We start from the raw sequence: 18,526 nt of genomic DNA on the forward strand, positions 1-18,526 counted from the left end.
CTGCGGGCGGCGGGCGCCAGCAGCGGCTGGGAGCCGCGGGCGGTGGGCCGCCGAAGGTGGAAGTGGACCGAGGCCGACGGCCGAGGCGCGATCCACGCCCGGGGGCGTACGCGAATGCCCATACGCCCCCGTTGCGTGACCAGCGGAGCACAGACGCGTTGGTCAAGAAGGAGTTGACCACAGCGGGCCCCGTTCGGGCGGCCCGATCCTTTTCATCGCCGGTTCGAGAGGCTTGTTCATGGCCGACCACGCAACCCACGACGCCCAGGCTCGGGCCAGCCTGCACTTGCTGGTGCGCGACATCGAGCGGGTCCGCCGGCAGGTGGACGCACTGCGCACCCTCACCGCCCAGTTGGGCAACGTCTACCGCCCGCGCCGTTCCGGCCCCTCGACGGGCTTCGTCGTCTACGGACGCGCCCCCGCCCCGACCGTCCGTCTCGCCCAGGAGCTGCGGGACAGCGTCGAGACCCTGGTCACGGCCGCCGTGGACTTCGACCGCTCGCTCGGCTTCTCGTGGGACGCGGTCGGCTCCGCCCTCGGAGTCACCAAGCAGGCGGTCCACCGCCGTTACGGCTCCCGCCGTGCCGCGGCCCAGGCGGCGACCACGGAGGTCGAGGCACCGGAAACGGTCGGCGTCACCACCGGCATCGCCACGGTGGCGACGGTCCCGGCCGCCCGCTCCATGCCGACCCAGCCGACAGCCGGCAGCCCCGCCCTCCGCGACGCGGGCGCCCCCGCCCTCCGCGAGCCCGGCGCCCCCGCCGCCCTCCGCGACGAGGCCAGGCCGACCGCGTTCCCCGGCCCCCGCAACGGCTGACGACGCCACCCCCTGCCCTCCCGGGACATCCGTACGGGAGGGCAGCCGCAGGTCCGCGGCCACGGGCCCCTACGGCCGCCGTACCCCCCTCACCCGATGTCCGGCGGATCGATCCGCACCCGTACCGCCGTCTCCACCCCGCCCCGCGCCATCCGCGCCGCCTGCGCGCCCTTGAGCGCGGCCGCGAGCTCGGAGCCGTGGCCCGGTGGCACACGGATCAGTGCTCGCTCCCAGCGCTCCCCGGCTGGCGGTGCTCCGGCCCGCCGGGGCAGACCCGCGCGGGTGACCGGCACCGGTACCGGCCCGAGCACCTCGGCCTGCGGGGGCAGTCGCAGCGTGGCGAGGAACTCCCCGACCGCCTCCACCGGGCCCGCCACGGCCGCCATCCGCGACACCGGCGGGAAGCCCAGTTCGGCCCGCTCGGCCAGCTCCCGCACGGCGTGACCGACGGGGTCCCACCGCACCAGGGCCTGCACGGGCCGCAGGGTGGGCTCGGCGACGACGACCACCGTCCCCCCGGCGCCCTGCGGGCGGACGAGGGCCGCCGCCCCGATCCACCGCCGCAGCGCGTCCTCCCCGGCGCGCAGATCGGGACGGCCGAGCATCGCCCAGCCGTCCAGCAGCAGCGCGGCCGCGTAGCCGCCCTCGGCGACCGGCTCGGCGCCCGGGGTGCTCACCACCAGCGAGGGCGTGCCCGGCACGGTGTCCAGGACGTGCTCGCGCCCGGAGGTCCGCACCGGCACCGCCGGGAAGGCCCGCCCCAGCTCCTCGGCGGTGCGCCGGGCCCCCACGACCTGGGCCCGCAGCCGGAAGCCGCCGCACTCCGGACAGTGCCAGGACTCCTCCGCGCGCCCGCACCAACCGCAGTGCAGCGCACCGGCGTCGGGGGCCTCCAACGGTCCGGCGCAGTGCCGGCAGCGGGCGGGCGCCCGGCAGGTGGCGCAGGCCATGCGCGGCACGTATCCCCGCCGGGGAACCTGGACGAGGACGGGCCCGTGCTTCAGTCCCTCCCTGACCGCCTGCCAGGCCAGGGTGGGCAGCCGGGCGGCCCGGGCGGCCTCGTCGCGCGCGAGATCGCCGTCCCCGACGGTGCGGACCAGCGGGGCGGCGGCGCGCACCTGGTCCCGGGTGGCGACCAGCGGCCGGGCCCAACCGCTCTCCACCAGCTGCGCGGCCTCCACGGTGCAGCTCCAACTGCCCAGCAGGAAGCCGCACATGTCCTGCGCGGCCCGCAGCAGCAGCACTTCGCGCGCGTGCGGCTGCGGGGCGTGCTGCTCGCTGTGGCTGTCGTCGCCGTCGTCCCACAGGACGAGCAGTCCGAGGTCCCGCACGGGGGCGAACATCGCCGCCCGGGTGCCCACGACCGCCCGGACGGACCCCCGGCTGACGGCGAGCCACTCCCGGTAGCGCTTCTCGGGCCCGGCGTCGGCGGTCAGCACCGCGTGCCGCCCCGGCCCGAGCAGCGCGCCCAGCGCGGCGTCGACGCGGGCGACCGCCCGGCCGTCCGGCAGGACGACCAGCGCACCGCGCCCGGAGGCCAGCGTCGCCGCGACGGCCCGGGCGACCTCCTCGCTCCACTCGGGCCCCGGCAGCGCGTTCCACACGGCGCGTGGCGACCCGCCCGAGGCCAGGGACTCCAGGAACGCGGCCCCCCGCTCGTAGCGCGCCCAGGACCCCGCCTGGGGCGCCTCGGGCGGCGGCAGCGGCTCGGGGGACGGCCGCTGTTCGGCCCGCGCGCTGCGGGGCGGTACGGCCAGTTGCAACACGTCGGCGAGGCTGCCCGCGTACCGGTCCGCGACCGCCCGCGCCAGGCCGAGCAGTTCCTCGCTCAGCACCCGTTCGGGTGACACGACCTGGGCCAGCGCGGCGAGCGGACCCGCGTAGTCGGACTCGGCGAGCCGCTCGACGAGGAACCCGTCGATCAGTCCGCCGCCCTCGCGCCGCCCGCCCCGCACCCGGTGGCGTCCGGCCCCGAACCGCACCCGCACGCGCACCCCGGGCTGGGCCTCGGCGTCGAGTTCCTCGGGGACGGCGTAGTCGAAGTAGCGGTCGAGGTGGAGCACGCCCTTGTCGACCAGCACCCGCGCGACCGGCAGCCGCGCGGCCAGCGCGGCCCCCCGCCAGGTCCGCGGTTTGGCCCGGGGCACGTCGGCCTTGCGCAGGCTGTCACGGATCAGCGCAAGCTGCTCGGGCGGCGCCCCCTCGGCCCCGCCGTCCACCGGCCCGTTCTCGCTGCTCACGCCTGCATTCTTACCAAACCGCACTGACAACCGACGGCGTCCGGCCGCCCCACCGGCGAGGGACCGGACGTTCCGAACGCGGGCGGACGTGCCGAGACCGGACGCTCGGAACGCCCGGCGGACATGCCGAGGCCCGGCTCCCGCAGGGGGAACCGGGCCTCGGTACGGTCGTCGGGAAGGCTCGCCCTACAGGCCGGCGGCCTTGCGCAGGGCGTCGACGCGGTCGGTGCGCTCCCAGGTGAAGTCGGGCAGCTCGCGGCCGAAGTGGCCGTAGGCGGCCGTCTGGGCGTAGATCGGGCGGAGCAGGTCGAGGTCGCGGATGATGGCGGCCGGGCGGAGGTCGAAGACCTCGTCGATCGCCTTCTCGATGCGGTCGGTGTCGACCTTGGCGGTGCCGAAGGTCTCGACGAACAGGCCGACCGGCTCGGCCTTGCCGATGGCGTAGGCGACCTGGACCTCGCAGCGCGAGGCGAGGCCGGCGGCCACCACGTTCTTGGCGACCCAGCGCATCGCGTAGGCGGCCGAACGGTCCACCTTCGACGGGTCCTTGCCGGAGAACGCGCCGCCGCCGTGGCGGGCCATACCGCCGTAGGTGTCGATGATGATCTTGCGGCCGGTCAGGCCCGCGTCGCCCATCGGGCCGCCGATCTCGAACCGGCCGGTCGGGTTGACCAGCAGCCGGTAGCCCTCGGTGTCCAGCTTGATGCCCTCGTCGAGGAGCGTCTTCAGCTCCGCCTCGACGACGAACTCGCGGATGTCCGGGGCGAGCAGCGACTCCAGGTCGATGTCGCTGGCGTGCTGGGAGGAGACCACGACCGTGTCGAGCCGGACGGCCTTGTCGCCGTCGTACTCGATGGTGACCTGCGTCTTGCCGTCGGGGCGCAGGTAGGGGATGGTGCCGTTCTTGCGGACCTCGGACAGGCGGTTCGCGAGGCGGTGCGCGAGGAAGATCGGCAGCGGCATCAGCGTCGGCGTCTCGTCCGTCGCGTAGCCGAACATCAGGCCCTGGTCACCGGCGCCCTGACGGTCCAGCTCGTCGTCGTCGCCCTCGACGCGATTCTCGTACGCCGTGTCGACACCCTGCGCGATGTCCGGGGACTGGGCTCCGATCGACACCGACACTCCGCAGGAGGCGCCGTCGAAGCCCTTCTTGGAGGAGTCGTAGCCGATCTCGAGGATCTTGTTGCGGACGAGGGTCGCGATGTCCGCGTAGGTCTTGGTCGTGACCTCGCCGGCCACGTGCACGAGGCCGGTGGTGATCAAGGTCTCGACGGCGACCCGTGAGGTCGGGTCCTCGCGCAGGAGCGCGTCGAGAATGGTGTCGCTGATCTGGTCAGCGATCTTGTCGGGGTGACCCTCGGTGACGGACTCCGAGGTGAACAGGCGACGGGACACAACGCTCCCTGGGGTTGCAGCGGCTGCTGGCTGATCATGGGCGGACGTGACGGGGGCTGCGCCCGGCGGTCGTCCGAGAACAGTTTATCGGTCGCACTCTGCCACCGGCCCTGCTGTCTCGCCTCTCGGGAGCGCTGTGACCTGCGGCACGGGCATTCTGCCCAATCCCGCCCGGGATTGGCCAGGGGCGCCACGCCCGAGTGCGATGTTCGGGGCAGCTGTGAAACGGCGGAAACATTCAGACCAGGCGTTCGGCCACCAGGTCCCACACGATGTCGGCCAGGGCTTCCTTGGGCCCGTACGGCACCGGGGTCTCGCTGCCGTCGGCGCCCAGCACCACGGCCTCGTTCTCCTCGGCGCCGAAGGTCTTGCGCTCCCCCACCTCGTTGACCACGAGGAGATCGCAGCCCTTGCGCCCGAGCTTCGTGCGGCCGTTGGCCAGGACGTCGTCGGTCTCGGCGGCGAAGCCGACGACGACCTGCGCCGGACGGGCCCGGTCGGCCGAGATCTCCGCGAGGATGTCCGGATTGCGTACGAGCACGACGGGGTCGGGGTCCTGGCCGTCCTTCTTCTTGATCTTGCCGCCGGCGTAGGTGGCCGGCCGGAAGTCTGCGACCGCGGCCGCCATGACGACGGCGTCGGCGTCGGGGGCCGCCTTGAGCACCGCCTCGCGCAGCTGCACCGCCGTGCCGACCGGGACGACGTCCACTCCCGCCGGGTCCGGCAGGCCGGTGTTCGCCGCGATCAGCGTGACGCGGGCGCCCCGCGCGGCCGCGGTCCGGGCGAGAGCGTAGCCCTGCTTGCCGGAGGAGCGGTTACCGAGGAAGCGGACCGGGTCGAGCGGCTCGCGGGTGCCGCCCGCGCTGACCACGACATGCCGTCCGGCGAGGTCGGCCTCGCGAACCCCGCGGGCCAGGACACGCCGGCAGACCTCGAAGATCTCGGCGGGGTCGGGCAGCCGGCCCTTGCCGGTGTCGACGCCGGTGAGACGGCCGACGGCGGGCTCGATCACGACGGCACCCCGGCGGCGCAGCGTCGCCACGTTGTCCTGGGTGGCCGGGTGCTCCCACATCTCGGTGTGCATGGCGGGCGCGAAGACGACCGGACAGCGGGCGGTGAGCAGGGTGTTCGTGAGGAGGTCGTCGGCGAGGCCGTGGGCCGCCCTGGCGAGGGTGTCCGCGGTGGCCGGGGCGACCACGACCAGGTCGGCGTGCTGGCCGATGCGCACGTGCGGGACCTCGTGGACGTCGTCCCAGACCTCGGTGGAGACGGGGTTGCCGGAGAGGGCCGACCAGGTGGCCGCGCCGACGAAGTGGAGGGCCGAGGCGGTGGGGACGACCCGGACGTCGTGCCCCGACTCCGTCAGTCTGCGCAGCAGCTCACATGCCTTGTAGGCGGCGATGCCACCGCTGACCCCCAGTACGACCTTCGGCTTGTCCACCGGACCTCTGCCTCCCCGCCACTTGTCACCGGCACGCCATGGCTCCCGGCGTACGACTCCCATCACACACCACAGGCCCGGCAGTCGCGCTGCCGGGCCTGTGGAAAAACCCACTGCAAACCGAAAATACTACTGAGCCGGGCCCTCAATGGCCTCGGACGTCAGCAGACCAGCGTTGATCTCGCGCAGGGCGATCGAGAGCGGCTTCTCGTGCACGTGGGTGTCGACGAGCGGACCGACGTATTCGAGGAGACCCTCACCGAGCTGCGAGTAGTACGCGTTGATCTGGCGGGCACGCTTGGCCGCGTAGATCACGAGGCTGTACTTCGAGTCGGTTGCCTCGAGGAGCTCGTCGATCGGCGGGTTGATGATGCCCTCGGGCGTGGAGATGGAAGAGGACACGCTCTACCTTCCGATGGATGGGAAAAGATCAGTCATGATCACACAACTTCCATCAAGGCTAGCAGCTCGCGCGCCACATCCTCGACGGAGGTGTTGACCAGGGTCACGTCGAACTCCGGCTCGGCGGCCAGTTCGATCTTCGCCGCCTCCAGCCGACGCTCGATCACCTCGGGCGGTTCGGTGCCCCGGCCCGTGAGCCTGCGCACGAGCTCCTCCCAGGAGGGAGGAGCCAGGAACACCAGCTGGGCCTCCGGCATGGACTCGCGGACCTGCCGGGCACCCTGGAGGTCGATCTCCAGGAGCACGGGGACCCCCGTCTCCAGATGTTCCAGCACGGCCGCACGCGGCGTGCCGTAGCGGTTGCCGGCGAACTCCGCCCACTCCAGCAGCTCGCCGTTGGCGATCAGCTTGTCCATCTCCTCGTCACTGACGAAGAAGTAGTGGACGCCGTGCTTCTCACCGGGGCGGGGCCTTCGGGTCGTCGCCGACACCGAGAGCCAGACCTCGGGGTGTTCCTTGCGCATATGAGCGACGACCGTGCTCTTGCCGACCCCGGAGGGGCCGGAGAGCACGGTCAGCCGCGGACGTTCACTCATGCAGCGATTATTCCAGCAATCCCGGGGTGCCCGGCACTCCCTGCCCGGAGCGTCCGGGACTCAGGAACCGGTGCTGCCGAACTCGCGCTCCAGGGAGGCGATCTGGTTGGAACCGAGACCACGCACGCGGCGGCTCTCGGAGATACCGAGACGCTCCATGATCTGCTTGGCGCGGACCTTGCCCACGCCGGGGAGGGACTCGAGCAGGGCGGAGACCTTCATCTTGCCGATGACGTCGTTCTCCTGGCCCTGCTTGATGACCTCGTGCAGGGAGGCACCGGAGTGCTTGAGTCGATTCTTGACCTCGGCCCGCTCCCGGCGAGCCGCGGCGGCCTTCTCGAGCGCGGCTGCGCGCTGTTCAGGGGTAAGGGGCGGAAGAGCCACGCCTACGTCACCTCGGATGTTGACTGTCGGATACGGAACCGGTGAGGAACCTAGTCGCCCCACACCTGGGGAGCCACGAGCAACACGCTCGCCCGTCACTCTCGTCGGAGACTAGCGGGCAAGTCCGCCGGAGTCAGCGAGAACAGCGGAAAAGTCCTGGTCAGCCTCTGCGAGGGCGGACATTTCCGACATACTGCCCCGAATTTGAGAATGTATTCAGACTCAAGTCGGCTTCGAGCCACTCATCGGAGGACTCGAGCGACCGATTCGAACACCTGCGACGACCGTCACGAGAGCCTCAGACCGCCGCCAGCGCGACACGGATCTCCGTCGCGAAGCGCTCCGCGGCCCCGCGCAGCGCGCCGACGTCGGGACCGTGCCGCAGGACCCCCCGGCTGACGTTGGGCACGACGTTGCGCACCGCCCGCCCGAAGACCGCCGGAAGGTCGGCGGGCGTCGCCCCCTGGGCCCCGATACCAGGGGCCAGGAGCGGCCCGGCGATGTCGAGGTCGTAGGACGACAGGTCGCCGAGCGTGGCCCCGACGACCGCGCCGAAGGAACCCAGGGGCTCCTCCCCCGCGTTCTCGGCGGCCAGGTGCGCCAGCATCGTCGCTCCCACGGTCCGGCCGTCCTCGCGGACCGCGTGCTGCACCTCGCCGCCCTCCGGGTTGGAGGTGAGCGCCAGGACGAACAGGCCGGCCCCGCTCTCCCGCGCCAGGGTGACGGCCGGGGACAGCGACCCGTAGCCGAGGTAGGGCGAGACGGTCAGGGCGTCCGAGAACAGCGGGGAGTCCTTGTGCAGGAAGGACTCGGCGTAGGCGGCCATGGTCGAGCCGATGTCGCCGCGCTTGGCGTCCATCACGACCAGCGCCCCGGCCGCCCGGGCGTCGGCGACCGTCCGCTCCAGGACGGCGACACCGCGCGAGCCGAACCGCTCGAAGAACGCGCTCTGCGGCTTCAGGACGGCGACCCGGTCGGCCGTCGCCTCGACCACGGTGCGGCTGAAGCGCTCCAGCCCGGCGACGTCGTCGTTCAGGCCCCACTCGGTGAGCAGGGACGCGTGCGGATCGATGCCGACGCACAGCGGGCCGCGCTCGTCCATGGCGCGGCGCAGCCGGGCGCCGAAGGGTTCCAGAACCGTCATGCCGTCTTCCTTGCGTCGGCGCCGACCGCGTCGGCGAGGGTGGCGTACGGGCTCGTACGGAGGCGGGCGGCGAGACCCTTGTGCAGGGCGCGGCTCCAGAAGGGGCCCTCGTAGACGAACGCGCTGTAGCCCTGGACCAGCGTGGCGCCGGCCAGGATGCGCTGCCAGGCGTCCTCGGCGTTCTCGATGCCGCCGACGCCCACCAGGGTGATCCGGTCGCCCACGCGCGCGTAGAGGCGGCGCAGCACCTCCAGGGAGCGGGCCTTGAGCGGGGCGCCGGACAGTCCGCCGGCCTCCTTGACCAGCGCGGGCGCTGACCTCAGGCCGAGCCCCTCGCGCGCGATGGTGGTGTTGGTGGCGATGATCCCGTCCAGGCCCAGTTCGACGGCGAGGTCGGCGACGGCGTCGACGTCCTCGTCCGCGAGGTCCGGGGCGATCTTCACCAGGAGGGGGACCCGGCGCGTGGTGACGCTGCGGTCGGCGGCCTCGCGCACGGCGGTGAGCAGGGGGCGCAGCGCCTCGGTCGCCTGGAGGTCGCGCAGACCGGGCGTGTTCGGGGAGGAGACGTTGACGACGAGGTAGTCGGCGTACGGCGCCAGCCGCTCGGCCGACTTCACGTAGTCCGCGGTGGCCTCGGCCTCCGGTACGGCCTTGGTCTTGCCGATGTTGACGCCCACGACGGTCCGGAAGACCGGCGTGCGGGACGCCAGCCGCGCGGCGACGGCCAGCGAGCCCTCGTTGTTGAAGCCCATGCGGTTGATCAGCGCCCGGTCGGCGACGAGCCGGAACAGCCGCTTGCGGGGGTTGCCCGGCTGCGCCTCCCCCGTGACCGTGCCGATCTCGACGTGGTGGAAGCCCAGCATCGACATGCCGTCGACGGCGACCGCGTTCTTGTCGAACCCGGCGGCGAGCCCGAACGGGCCGTGCATGCGCAGCCCGAAGGCCTCGGTGCGCAACTCCTTGTGACGGGGCGCCAGCGCGGCCGCGACGAACGTGCGCAGCACGGGCACGCGGACGGCGAGCCGGATCCAGCGGAAGGCCAGGTGATGGGCCTGCTCGGGGTCCATGCGCTGGAAGACCAGACGGAAGAAGAGTTTGTACATCTCGGTGTCCCTCTTGAAGTCCTCGGTGACCTCATGAAGAGGGGGACACCGTTTCCGGTGTCCCCCTGTCGGCTAGTCGCGGGCCGCGGTCAGGTGTTGTGCGTGTTCCTGGAGTGAACGGACGCCCACGTCACCGTGGTTGAGGGCGTCGATGCCCTGGACGGCCGCGGCGAGCGCCTGCACGGTCGTCAGACACGGCACGGAGCGCGCCACGGCCGCCGTACGGATCTCGTAGCCGTCGAGGCGGCCACCGGTGCCGTAGGGGGTGTTGACGATGAGGTCGACCTCGCCGTCGTGGATCAGCTGGACGATGGTCCGCTCGCCGTTCGGGCCGATGCCCTCGGACTGCTTGCGCACCACGGTGGCGTTGATGCCGTTGCGCTTGAGGACCTCGGCCGTGCCGGAGGTGGCGAGGAGTTCGAAGCCGTGGGCGACCAGTTCCCGCGCCGGGAAGATCATCGAGCGCTTGTCCCGGTTGGCGACCGAGATGAACGCCCGGCCCTTGGTGGGCAGCGGACCGTAGGCGCCCGCCTGCGACTTGGCGTACGCCGTGCCGAAGACGGAGTCGATGCCCATGACCTCGCCGGTCGAGCGCATCTCCGGGCCCAGCACGGTGTCGACGCCCCGGCCGTAGATGTCGCGGAAGCGCGACCACGGCATGACCGCCTCCTTGACGGAGATCGGCGCGTCGAGCGGGAGTTCGCCGCCGTCGCCGTGGGCCGGCAGCAGCCCCTCGGCGCGCAGTTCGGCGACGGTCGCGCCCAGCGAGATGCGGGCGGCGGCCTTGGCCAGCGGCACCGCGGTCGCCTTCGAGGTGAAGGGGACGGTGCGGGAGGCGCGCGGGTTGGCCTCCAGGACGTAGAGGATGTCGCCCGCCATGGCGAACTGGATGTTGATCAGCCCACGGACCCCTACCCCGCGGGCGATGGCCTCGGTGGAGGCGCGCAGGCGCTTGATGTCGAAGCCGCCGAGGGTGATCGGCGGCAGGGCGCACGCCGAGTCGCCGGAGTGGATGCCGGCCTCCTCGATGTGCTCCATGACACCGCCGAGGTACAGCTCCTCGCCGTCGTACAGGGCGTCGACGTCGATCTCGATGGCGTCGTCGAGGAAGCGGTCCACCAGCACCGGCCGGGAGGGGCTGATCTCGGTGGACTCCGCGATGTAGGACTCCAGGCGGGTCTCGTCGTAGACGATCTCCATGCCGCGTCCGCCGAGCACGTACGACGGCCGCACGAGCACCGGGTAGCCGATCTCGTCGGCGATGGCCTTGGCGCCGGCGAAGGTGGTCGCGGTGCCGTGCTTGGGGGCCGGCAGACCCGCCTCGGCCAGCACCTGGCCGAAGGCGCCGCGGTCCTCGGCGGCGTGGATCGCCTCGGGCGGGGTGCCGACGACCGGCACGCCGTTGTCCTTCAGCGCCTGCGCGAGGCCCAGCGGGGTCTGCCCGCCGAGCTGCACCACCACACCGGCGATCGGACCGGCCTGCGCCTCCGCGTGCACGATCTCCAGCACGTCTTCCAGCGTGAGCGGCTCGAAGTACAGGCGGTCGGAGGTGTCGTAGTCGGTGGAGACGGTCTCCGGGTTGCAGTTGACCATCACCGTCTCGTACCCGGCGTCGCTCAGCGCGAAGGAGGCGTGGACGCAGGAGTAGTCGAACTCGATGCCCTGGCCGATGCGGTTGGGGCCGGAGCCCAGGATGATCACCGCGGGCTTCTCGCGGGGCGCGACCTCGCTCTCCTCGTCGTAGGAGGAGTAGAAGTACGGCGTCTTCGCGGCGAACTCGGCGGCGCAGGTGTCGACCGTCTTGTAGACCGGGCGGATGCCCAGCGCGTGCCGCACCTCGCGGACGACGTCCTCGCGCAGCCCGCGGATCTCGCCGACCTGCTGGTCGGAGAAGCCGTGCCGCTTGGCCTCGGCCAGCAGGGCCGCGGTCAGCTCGGGCGCCTCGGCCAGCGCGTCGGCGGTCTCCTTGATCAGGAACATCTGGTCGACGAACCACGGGTCGATCCTCGTGGACTCGAAGACCTCCTCCTGGGTCGCGCCCGCGCGGATGGCCTGCATGACGGTGTTGATCCGGCCGTCGGTCGGCCGGACGGCCAGCGCCAGCAGCTCGTCCTTGTCACCCGGCTCGCCGACGAAGGTGAACTGGCTGCCCTTCTTCTCCAGCGAGCGCAGCGCCTTCTGCAGTGCCTCGGTGAAGTTGCGGCCGATCGCCATGGCCTCACCGACCGACTTCATGGTGGTGGTGAGGGTGGAGTCCGCCGACGGGAACTTCTCGAAGGCGAACCGCGGGGCCTTGACGACCACGTAGTCGAGGGTCGGCTCGAAAGACGCCGGGGTCTTCTCCGTGATGTCGTTGGGGATCTCGTCGAGGGTGTAGCCGACGGCCAGCTTGGCGGCGATCTTGGCGATGGGGAAGCCGGTCGCCTTCGACGCCAGGGCCGAGGAGCGCGAGACCCGCGGGTTCATCTCGATGACGATGATCCGGCCGTCGGCCGGGTCGACGGCGAACTGGATGTTGCAGCCGCCGGTGTCGACGCCGACCTCGCGGATGATCGCGATGCCGATGTCCCGCAGGCGCTGGTACTCGCGGTCGGTCAGCGTCATGGCCGGCGCGACGGTGATCGAGTCGCCGGTGTGCACGCCCATCGGGTCGAAGTTCTCGATGGAGCACACGACCACGACGTTGTCGTTCCTGTCGCGCATCAGCTCCAGCTCGTACTCCTTCCAGCCGAGGATGGACTCCTCCAGGAGCACCTCGGTGGTCGGGGAGAGCGTGAGGCCCTGGCCGGCGATGCGGCGCAGCTCCTCCTCGTCGTGGGCGAAGCCGGAGCCGGCGCCGCCCATGGTGAAGGAGGGCCGGACGACGACGGGGTAGCCGCCGAGCGTCTCGACGCCCGCGAGCACGTCGTCCATGGAGTGGCAGATGACCGACCGGGCGGACTCGCCGTGCCCGATCTTCTCGCGCACGGCCTCCACGACGCCCTTGAACAGGTCGCGGTCCTCGCCCTTGTGGATCGCCTCGACGTTGGCGCCGATCAGCTCCACCCCGTACTTCTCCAGCACACCCTGCTCGTGCATGGAGATCGCGGTGTTGAGGGCGGTCTGGCCGCCGAGCGTGGGCAGCAGCGCGTCGGGCCGCTCCTTGGCGATGATCTTCTCGACGAACTCCGGGGTGATCGGCTCGACGTAGGTCGCGTCGGCGATCTCCGGGTCGGTCATGATCGTCGCCGGGTTGGAGTTGACCAGGATCACCCTGAGGCCCTCGGCGCGCAGGACGCGGCAGGCCTGGGTGCCGGAGTAGTCGAACTCGGCGGCCTGGCCGATGACGATCGGGCCGGAGCCGATGACCAGGACGGACTGGATGTCGGAGCGCTTAGGCACGCTGGCCCTCCATCAGGGAGACGAAGCGGTCGAACAGGTAGGCGGCGTCGTGCGGGCCCGCTGCCGCTTCTGGGTGGTACTGGACGCTGAAGGCCGGCCGGTCGAGCAGCCGCAGGCCCTCCACCACGTCGTCGTTGAGGCAGACGTGGGAGACCTCGGCGCGCCCGAAGGGGGTGTCGGACACCGTGTCGAGCGGGGCGTCGACGGCGAAGCCGTGGTTGTGCGCGGTGACCTCGACCTTGCCGGTCGTGCGGTCCTGCACCGGCTGGTTGATGCCCCGGTGGCCGTACTTCAGCTTGTACGTGCCGAAGCCCAGCGCCCGTCCGAGGATCTGGTTGCCGAAGCAGATGCCGAACAGCGGCGTACCACGCTCCAGCACCGCCCGCATGACGGCGACCGGGTGGTCGGCGGTGGCCGGGTCGCCGGGGCCGTTGGAGAAGAACACGCCGTCGGGGTTCGCGGCGTACACGTCCTCGACGCTCGCCGTGGCGGGCAGCACGTGCACCTCGATGCCCCGCTCGGCCATCCGGTGCGGGGTCATGCCCTTGATGCCGAGGTCGAGGGCGGCGACGGTGAACTTCCGCTCGCCGATCGCCGGGACGACGTACGTCTCCTCGGTGGAGACCTCCGCCGCCAGGTCGGCGCCCTGCATCTCGGGGGCCTGGCGCACCCGCGCGAGCATGGTCTCCTGGTCGGGCAGCGCGTTGCCGGAGAAGACGCCGACGCGCATCGCGCCGCGCTCGCGCAGGTGCCGGGTCAGCGCACGGGTGTCGATGCCGGAGATCCCGACGACGCCCTGCCGGTCCAGCTCCTCGTCGAGGGAGCGGCGCGAGCGCCAGTTGGAGGTCACGCGCGCGGGGTCGCGCACGACGTAGCCGGCGACCCAGATCCGCCGGGACTCGGGGTCCTCGTCGTTGACGCCGGTGTTGCCGACGTGCGGCGCGGTCATCACCACGACCTGCCGGTGGTACGACGGGTCGGTCAGCGTCTCCTGGTAGCCGGTCATCCCGGTGGAGAACACGGCCTCGCCGAAGGTCTCCCCCACCGCCCCGTAGGAGCGGCCCCGGAAGATCCGGCCGTCCTCCAGGACGAGTACGGCGGGAAGCGCCTCTTTCCTCTGCGAGGCGTTCCCCTGCTTGGAGGTCGTCATCGTTCGGCGCCTTCCGTGGTGGTTGTTTCGGTCATGGAGTTGAGGGCTTCGACCCACGCGTGGTGCTCGGCCGCCCGGTCCGAGCGGAACCCGGAGTCGATCAGCCGGTCACCGTGGGCCCAGGTGACGACGAGCAGGCCGCCCTCGGTGAGGACCTTGCCCGCGATGCCCTTGTCGAGCCGGGCCCCGCGCAGCGCGGCGCGGGGAACGAAGAAGTCGTTCGCGCCGGGGCGTACGACGTCCAGTCCCGCGTCCGTCAGCGTGAGCTCGACCCGGCTGCGGCTGCCGAGGCCGTGCGCCACGATGCGGTCCAGCCACTGCCCGGCGGTGGTGGAGCCGTGGTAGCGGCCGCTCAGGGTCAGTCTCGCCGGGCCGGGGTCCTCCGGCATTCCAGGCAGCGGCGGCTCGCCGCCTCCGTTGAGGGTGGTGGCGGGAGACGGGCGGGCGGGCAGCTCCGGCAGGTCGCCCTGGAGCGTGCCGCGCCACTTCCAGCCCTCGCGCATCAGCCAGTAGACGAGCGCGACGAAGAGGGCGAGCCCGACGAGCCAGCCGACGCGGGCGGCCCAGTCGGTGACCTCGGCCGACTTCTTCTCGGCGGCCAGCAGGATTACAGGTGTCACGTGAGTTTCCCGTCGACGAGCGTGGCCTTGCCCCGCAGCCAGGTGTGGCTGACCCGGCCCGGCAGCTCGCGGCCCTCGTAGGGAGTGTTGCGGCTGCGCGAGGCGAAGCCCGCGGGGTCCACCGCCCCACGGTATTCCGTGTCGACGAGGACCAGGTTGGCGGGCTCACCTGCCGAGACGGGCCGGCCGTGGCCGCTCGCCCGGCCGATGCGCGCGGGCGCCGCGGACATGCGGTCGGCGACGCCGGCCCAGTCGAGCAGGCCGGTGTCGACCATCGTCGCCTGGACCACCGAGAGGGCGGTCTCCAGCCCGACCATGCCCATGGCGGCCGCGGCCCACTCGCAGTCCTTGTCCTCGTGCGGGTGCGGGGCGTGGTCGGTGGCGACGATGTCGATCGTGCCGTCGGCGAGCGCCTCGCGCAGGGCGTGCACGTCCCGCTCGGTGCGCAGCGGCGGGTTCACCTTGTAGACCGGGTTGTACGAGCGCACCAGCTCGTCGGTGAGCAGGAGGTGGTGCGGGGTGACCTCGGCGGTGACGTCGATGCCGCGGGACTTGGCCCAGCGGACGATCTCGACGGAGCCGGCGGTCGAGAGGTGGCAGATGTGGACGCGGGAGCCGACGTGCTCGGCGAGCAGGACGTCCCGGGCGATGATCGACTCCTCGGCCACCGCGGGCCAGCCCCCGAGCCCGAGCTCGGCGGAGACGACGCCCTCGTTCATCTGGGCGCCCTCGGTGAGCCGCGGCTCCTGGGCGTGCTGGGCGACGACTCCGCCGAACGCCTTCACGTACTCCAGGGCCCGCCGCATCATCACGGCGTCGTCCACGCACTTGCCGTCGTCGGAGAAGACGGTGACACCGGCCGCCGACTCGTGCATGGCGCCCAGCTCGGCGAGTTTCCTGCCCTCCAGGCCGACGGTGACCGCGCCGATGGGCTGGACGTCGCAGTAGCCGTGCTCCCGGCCGAGCCGGTAGACCTGCTCGACGACTCCCGCGGTGTCGGCCACGGGGAAGGTGTTGGCCATCGCGAACACCGCGGTGAAACCGCCGGAGGCGGCCGCGCGGGTGCCGGTCAGAACGGTCTCGGAGTCCTCGCGGCCGGGCTCGCGCAGGTGGGTGTGCAGGTCGACCAGGCCCGGCAGGAGGACCTTGCCGCCGGCCTCGACGACCTCGGCGCCCTCGGCCGCCAGACGGCCGCCGACGGCCGCGATCTCCGCGCCGTCGATCAGCACGTCCTGCGGCTCGCCGCCGAGCACCCTCGCGCCCCGGATCAGGATCTTGCTCATCTTTCCTACTTCTCCTCGATACGGGTGTGGCTGACGGCGGGAGCGTTCTTCGCGTCGAACACGGCGCCCCCCAGGAGCAGGTAGAGCACGGCCATCCGGATGGAGACGCCGTTGGCGACCTGCTCGAGGACGGTGCAGCGGTCGGAGTCGGCGACCTCGGCGGTGATCTCCATGCCCCGGACCATCGGGCCGGGGTGCATCACGATGGCGTGCTCGGGCATCCGCGCCATGCGGTCGCCGTCGAGGCCGTAGCGGCGCGAGTACTCGCGCTCGGTGGGGAAGAAGGCCGCGTTCATCCGCTCGCGCTGGACCCGCAGCATCATCACGGCGTCCGACTTCGGCAGCGTGCTGTCCAGGTCGTAGGACACCTCGCACGGCCAGGACCCGATGCCGACCGGCACCAGGGTCGGCGGCGCGACGAGGGTGACCTCGGCGCCGAGGGTGTGCAGCAGGTCGACGTTGGAGCGGGCGACCCGGCTGTGCAGGACGTCGCCGACGATCGTGATGCGCTTGCCCGCCAGGTCGTTGCCGAGCCCGGCGTCCCGGCCGACCAGGCGGCGCCGCATGGTGAAGGCGTCGAGCAGGGCCTGCGTGGGGTGCTGGTGGGTGCCGTCGCCGGCGTTGATGACGGCGGCGTCCACCCATCCGGAGGTGGCGAGCCGGTAGGGGGCCCCGGAGGCGCCGTGCCGGATCACCACCGCGTCGACGCCCATCGCCTCCAGGGTCTGCGCGGTGTCCTTGAGGGACTCGCCCTTGGAGACGCTGGAGCCCTTGGCGCTGAAGTTGATGACGTCCGCGGACAGCCGCTTCTCGGCGGCCTCGAAGGAGATGCGGGTGCGGGTGGAGTCCTCGAAGAACAGGTTGACGACGGTACGGCCGCGCAGGGTCGGCAGTTTCTTGATCGGCCGGTCGGCGACCCGGGCCATCTCCTCGGCGGTGTCGAGGATCAGGACGGCGTCGTCGCGGGTGAGGTCGGCGGCCGAGATGAGATGACGCTGCATCTGTCAGGCTCCGTAAGGCAGTTCAGGTGGGGACACGGGGGGCCGGGAGCCCCGGAGGCACTGCCGGGCGTGCGGGGGCGCAGCACTCGGCGACGGACGGCTGAGCGCTGCTACTGCTCGCGCGCCGGGGCGGTCTGCTGGACGCCGAGCAGCACGGTGTCGCGACCGTCCTCCTCGGCGAGCTGGACCTTGACCGTCTCCCGCAGTGACGTGGGGAGGTTCTTGCCGACGTAGTCGGCGCGGATGGGCAGTTCGCGGTGACCGCGGTCCACCAGGACCGCGAGCTGGACCGCGCGGGGGCGCCCGATGTCGCCGAGGGCGTCGAGGGCGGCACGGATGGTGCGGCCGGAGAAGAGCACGTCGTCGACGAGGACGACCAGTCTGCCGTCGACGCCGTCAGCGGGGATCTCGGTGCGGGCCAGCGCGCGCGGCGGGTGCATGCGCAGGTCGTCGCGGTACATGGTGATGTCGAGGGAGCCCACCGGGATGGCGCGGTCGGTGATCTGCTGGAGCTTGGCGGCGAGCCGCTGGGCGAGATGGACGCCCCGGGTCGGAATGCCGAGAAGCACCACGTCGTCGGCGCCCTTGGCGCGCTCCACGATCTCGTGGGCGATGCGGGTCAGGACCCGTGCGATGTCCGGGGCCTCGAGGACGGGCCTGGCGTCGGACTGACGGGTGCCGTGCGTTTCCTGCGTGTCGTGCGTGTCCATGTGAAACGGACCTCCTTCTCCGCCTCACGGGACGGACCTTAAAGGACGTCGGATTTGCGCCACCCACGTTAGCAGGCCGGGTCGACGGCCCCGATCACCCCTCTGGCGTAATCGGCCACCGCCGGCGAGGGAGAGCCGGTGCGGACCCTTCGGCTTGACGCAGGAGTGTAACGCTGCGTAACCTCACAGTGAGTTACCAGCCGCGCGGCCTGGCCGCGTAGTCACAGTGTCCGGGGAGCTATATGTCCAGCGAATACGCCAAGCAGCTCGGGGCCAAGCTCCGGGCCATCCGCACCCAGCAGGGCCTTTCCCTCCACGGTGTCGAGGAGAAGTCCCAGGGACGCTGGAAGGCGGTCGTGGTCGGGTCCTACGAGCGCGGCGACCGCGCCGTGACCGTGCAGCGGCTCGCCGAACTGGCGGATTTCTACGGGGTCCCCGTGCAGGAGCTGCTGCCGGGCACCACTCCGGGCGGAGCCGCCGAGCCGCCGCCGAAGCTGGTGCTCGACCTGGAGCGGCTGGCTCACGTGCCGGCCGAGAAGGCGGGCCCCCTCCAGCGGTACGCGGCGACGATCCAGTCCCAGCGCGGTGACTACAACGGCAAGGTGCTCTCGATCCGCCAGGACGACCTGCGCACACTCGCCGTCATCTACGACCAGTCGCCCTCGGTCCTCACCGAGCAGCTGATCAACTGGGGTGTGCTCGACGCGGACGCCCGCCGCGCGGTCGCCCACGAGGAGAACTGACCGCTCACCGCTCCAGCAGAAACGTGCCGGGGGGGGGGGGGGGGGGGGGGGGGGGGGGGGGGGGGGGGGGGGGGGGGGGGGGGGGGGGGGGGGGGGGTGGGGGGGCGGGTGGTGGG

16 protein-coding genes are annotated in these 18,526 nt (G+C 72.0%); 2 read left to right on the forward strand and 14 right to left on the reverse strand.

Annotated features, from left to right (window positions below):
• Positions 1-238 precede the first annotated feature (238 nt).
• On the forward strand, positions 239-817 hold the full coding sequence (locus AC07AZ_RS13575; RefSeq protein WP_478847083.1) for a hypothetical protein: 579 nt from the start codon (positions 239-241) through the stop codon (positions 815-817).
• 89 nt (positions 818-906) lie between these two features.
• Here the strand turns inward: AC07AZ_RS13575 and AC07AZ_RS13580 are convergent, their stop codons facing one another.
• From AC07AZ_RS13580 to pyrR, 14 genes are all read right to left on the reverse strand, one after another.
• Positions 907-3,057, reverse strand: coding sequence for a primosomal protein N' (locus AC07AZ_RS13580; RefSeq protein WP_478847085.1), 2,151 nt, complete (start codon positions 3,055-3,057; stop codon positions 907-909).
• Between the two features lie 186 nt (positions 3,058-3,243).
• The gene (metK, locus tag AC07AZ_RS13585; RefSeq protein WP_478847087.1) at positions 3,244-4,452 is read right to left on the reverse strand and encodes a methionine adenosyltransferase; all 1,209 of its coding nucleotides are present in this window, start codon (positions 4,450-4,452) and stop codon (positions 3,244-3,246) included.
• A 238-nt stretch (positions 4,453-4,690) separates the two neighbouring features.
• Complete coding sequence (gene coaBC / locus AC07AZ_RS13590) at positions 4,691-5,893, reverse strand: bifunctional phosphopantothenoylcysteine decarboxylase/phosphopantothenate--cysteine ligase CoaBC (protein WP_478847089.1); 1,203 nt, start codon at positions 5,891-5,893, stop codon at positions 4,691-4,693.
• 129 nt (positions 5,894-6,022) lie between these two features.
• A complete protein-coding gene (gene rpoZ / locus AC07AZ_RS13595; RefSeq protein ID WP_028814064.1) occupies positions 6,023-6,295 on the reverse strand; it encodes a DNA-directed RNA polymerase subunit omega in 273 nt (90 codons plus the stop codon).
• Positions 6,296-6,333: 38 nt separating this feature from the next.
• Positions 6,334-6,891 carry a guanylate kinase gene (gene gmk, locus AC07AZ_RS13600; protein WP_478847091.1) on the reverse strand — a complete coding sequence of 186 codons (558 nt, stop codon included), beginning with the start codon at positions 6,889-6,891 and terminating at the stop codon, positions 6,334-6,336.
• Positions 6,892-6,951: 60 nt separating this feature from the next.
• Positions 6,952-7,275, reverse strand: a complete 324-nt coding sequence (locus tag AC07AZ_RS13605) for an integration host factor (RefSeq protein ID WP_003977346.1) — start codon at positions 7,273-7,275, stop codon at positions 6,952-6,954.
• Positions 7,276-7,573: 298 nt separating this feature from the next.
• On the reverse strand, positions 7,574-8,419 hold the full coding sequence (gene pyrF / locus AC07AZ_RS13610; protein ID WP_478847093.1) for an orotidine-5'-phosphate decarboxylase: 846 nt from the start codon (positions 8,417-8,419) through the stop codon (positions 7,574-7,576).
• On the reverse strand, positions 8,416-9,522 hold the full coding sequence (locus tag AC07AZ_RS13615) for a quinone-dependent dihydroorotate dehydrogenase (protein ID WP_478847095.1): 1,107 nt from the start codon (positions 9,520-9,522) through the stop codon (positions 8,416-8,418). Before AC07AZ_RS13615 ends, pyrF begins: the two co-directional genes overlap by 4 nt.
• A gap of 72 nt (positions 9,523-9,594) precedes the next feature.
• Positions 9,595-12,903 (reverse strand): carbamoyl-phosphate synthase large subunit, encoded by a 3,309-nt coding sequence (gene carB, locus AC07AZ_RS13620; RefSeq protein ID WP_478847097.1) that lies wholly within the window; start codon positions 12,901-12,903, stop codon positions 9,595-9,597.
• On the reverse strand, positions 12,896-14,053 hold the full coding sequence (gene carA, locus AC07AZ_RS13625) for a glutamine-hydrolyzing carbamoyl-phosphate synthase small subunit (protein ID WP_478847099.1): 1,158 nt from the start codon (positions 14,051-14,053) through the stop codon (positions 12,896-12,898). Before carA ends, carB begins: the two co-directional genes overlap by 8 nt.
• The gene (locus tag AC07AZ_RS13630) at positions 14,050-14,673 is read right to left on the reverse strand and encodes a PH-like domain-containing protein (RefSeq protein WP_478847101.1); all 624 of its coding nucleotides are present in this window, start codon (positions 14,671-14,673) and stop codon (positions 14,050-14,052) included. Before AC07AZ_RS13630 ends, carA begins: the two co-directional genes overlap by 4 nt.
• Entirely contained in the window at positions 14,670-15,956 is a 1,287-nt protein-coding gene (locus AC07AZ_RS13635) for a dihydroorotase (RefSeq protein WP_478847103.1), read from the reverse strand. Before AC07AZ_RS13635 ends, AC07AZ_RS13630 begins: the two co-directional genes overlap by 4 nt.
• A 5-nt stretch (positions 15,957-15,961) precedes the next feature.
• Positions 15,962-16,957, reverse strand: coding sequence for an aspartate carbamoyltransferase catalytic subunit (locus tag AC07AZ_RS13640; RefSeq protein ID WP_478847105.1), 996 nt, complete (start codon positions 16,955-16,957; stop codon positions 15,962-15,964).
• Positions 16,958-17,067: 110 nt separating this feature from the next.
• On the reverse strand, positions 17,068-17,667 hold the full coding sequence (gene pyrR, locus AC07AZ_RS13645) for a bifunctional pyr operon transcriptional regulator/uracil phosphoribosyltransferase PyrR (RefSeq protein WP_478847107.1): 600 nt from the start codon (positions 17,665-17,667) through the stop codon (positions 17,068-17,070).
• 242 nt (positions 17,668-17,909) lie between these two features.
• Between pyrR and bldD the strand changes: the two genes are divergently transcribed.
• Complete coding sequence (gene bldD / locus AC07AZ_RS13650) at positions 17,910-18,410, forward strand: transcriptional regulator BldD (protein ID WP_478847111.1); 501 nt, start codon at positions 17,910-17,912, stop codon at positions 18,408-18,410.
• Positions 18,411-18,526: the final 116 nt, after the last annotated feature.

Source organism: Streptomyces sp. NPDC043878 (genome assembly GCF_056435735.1).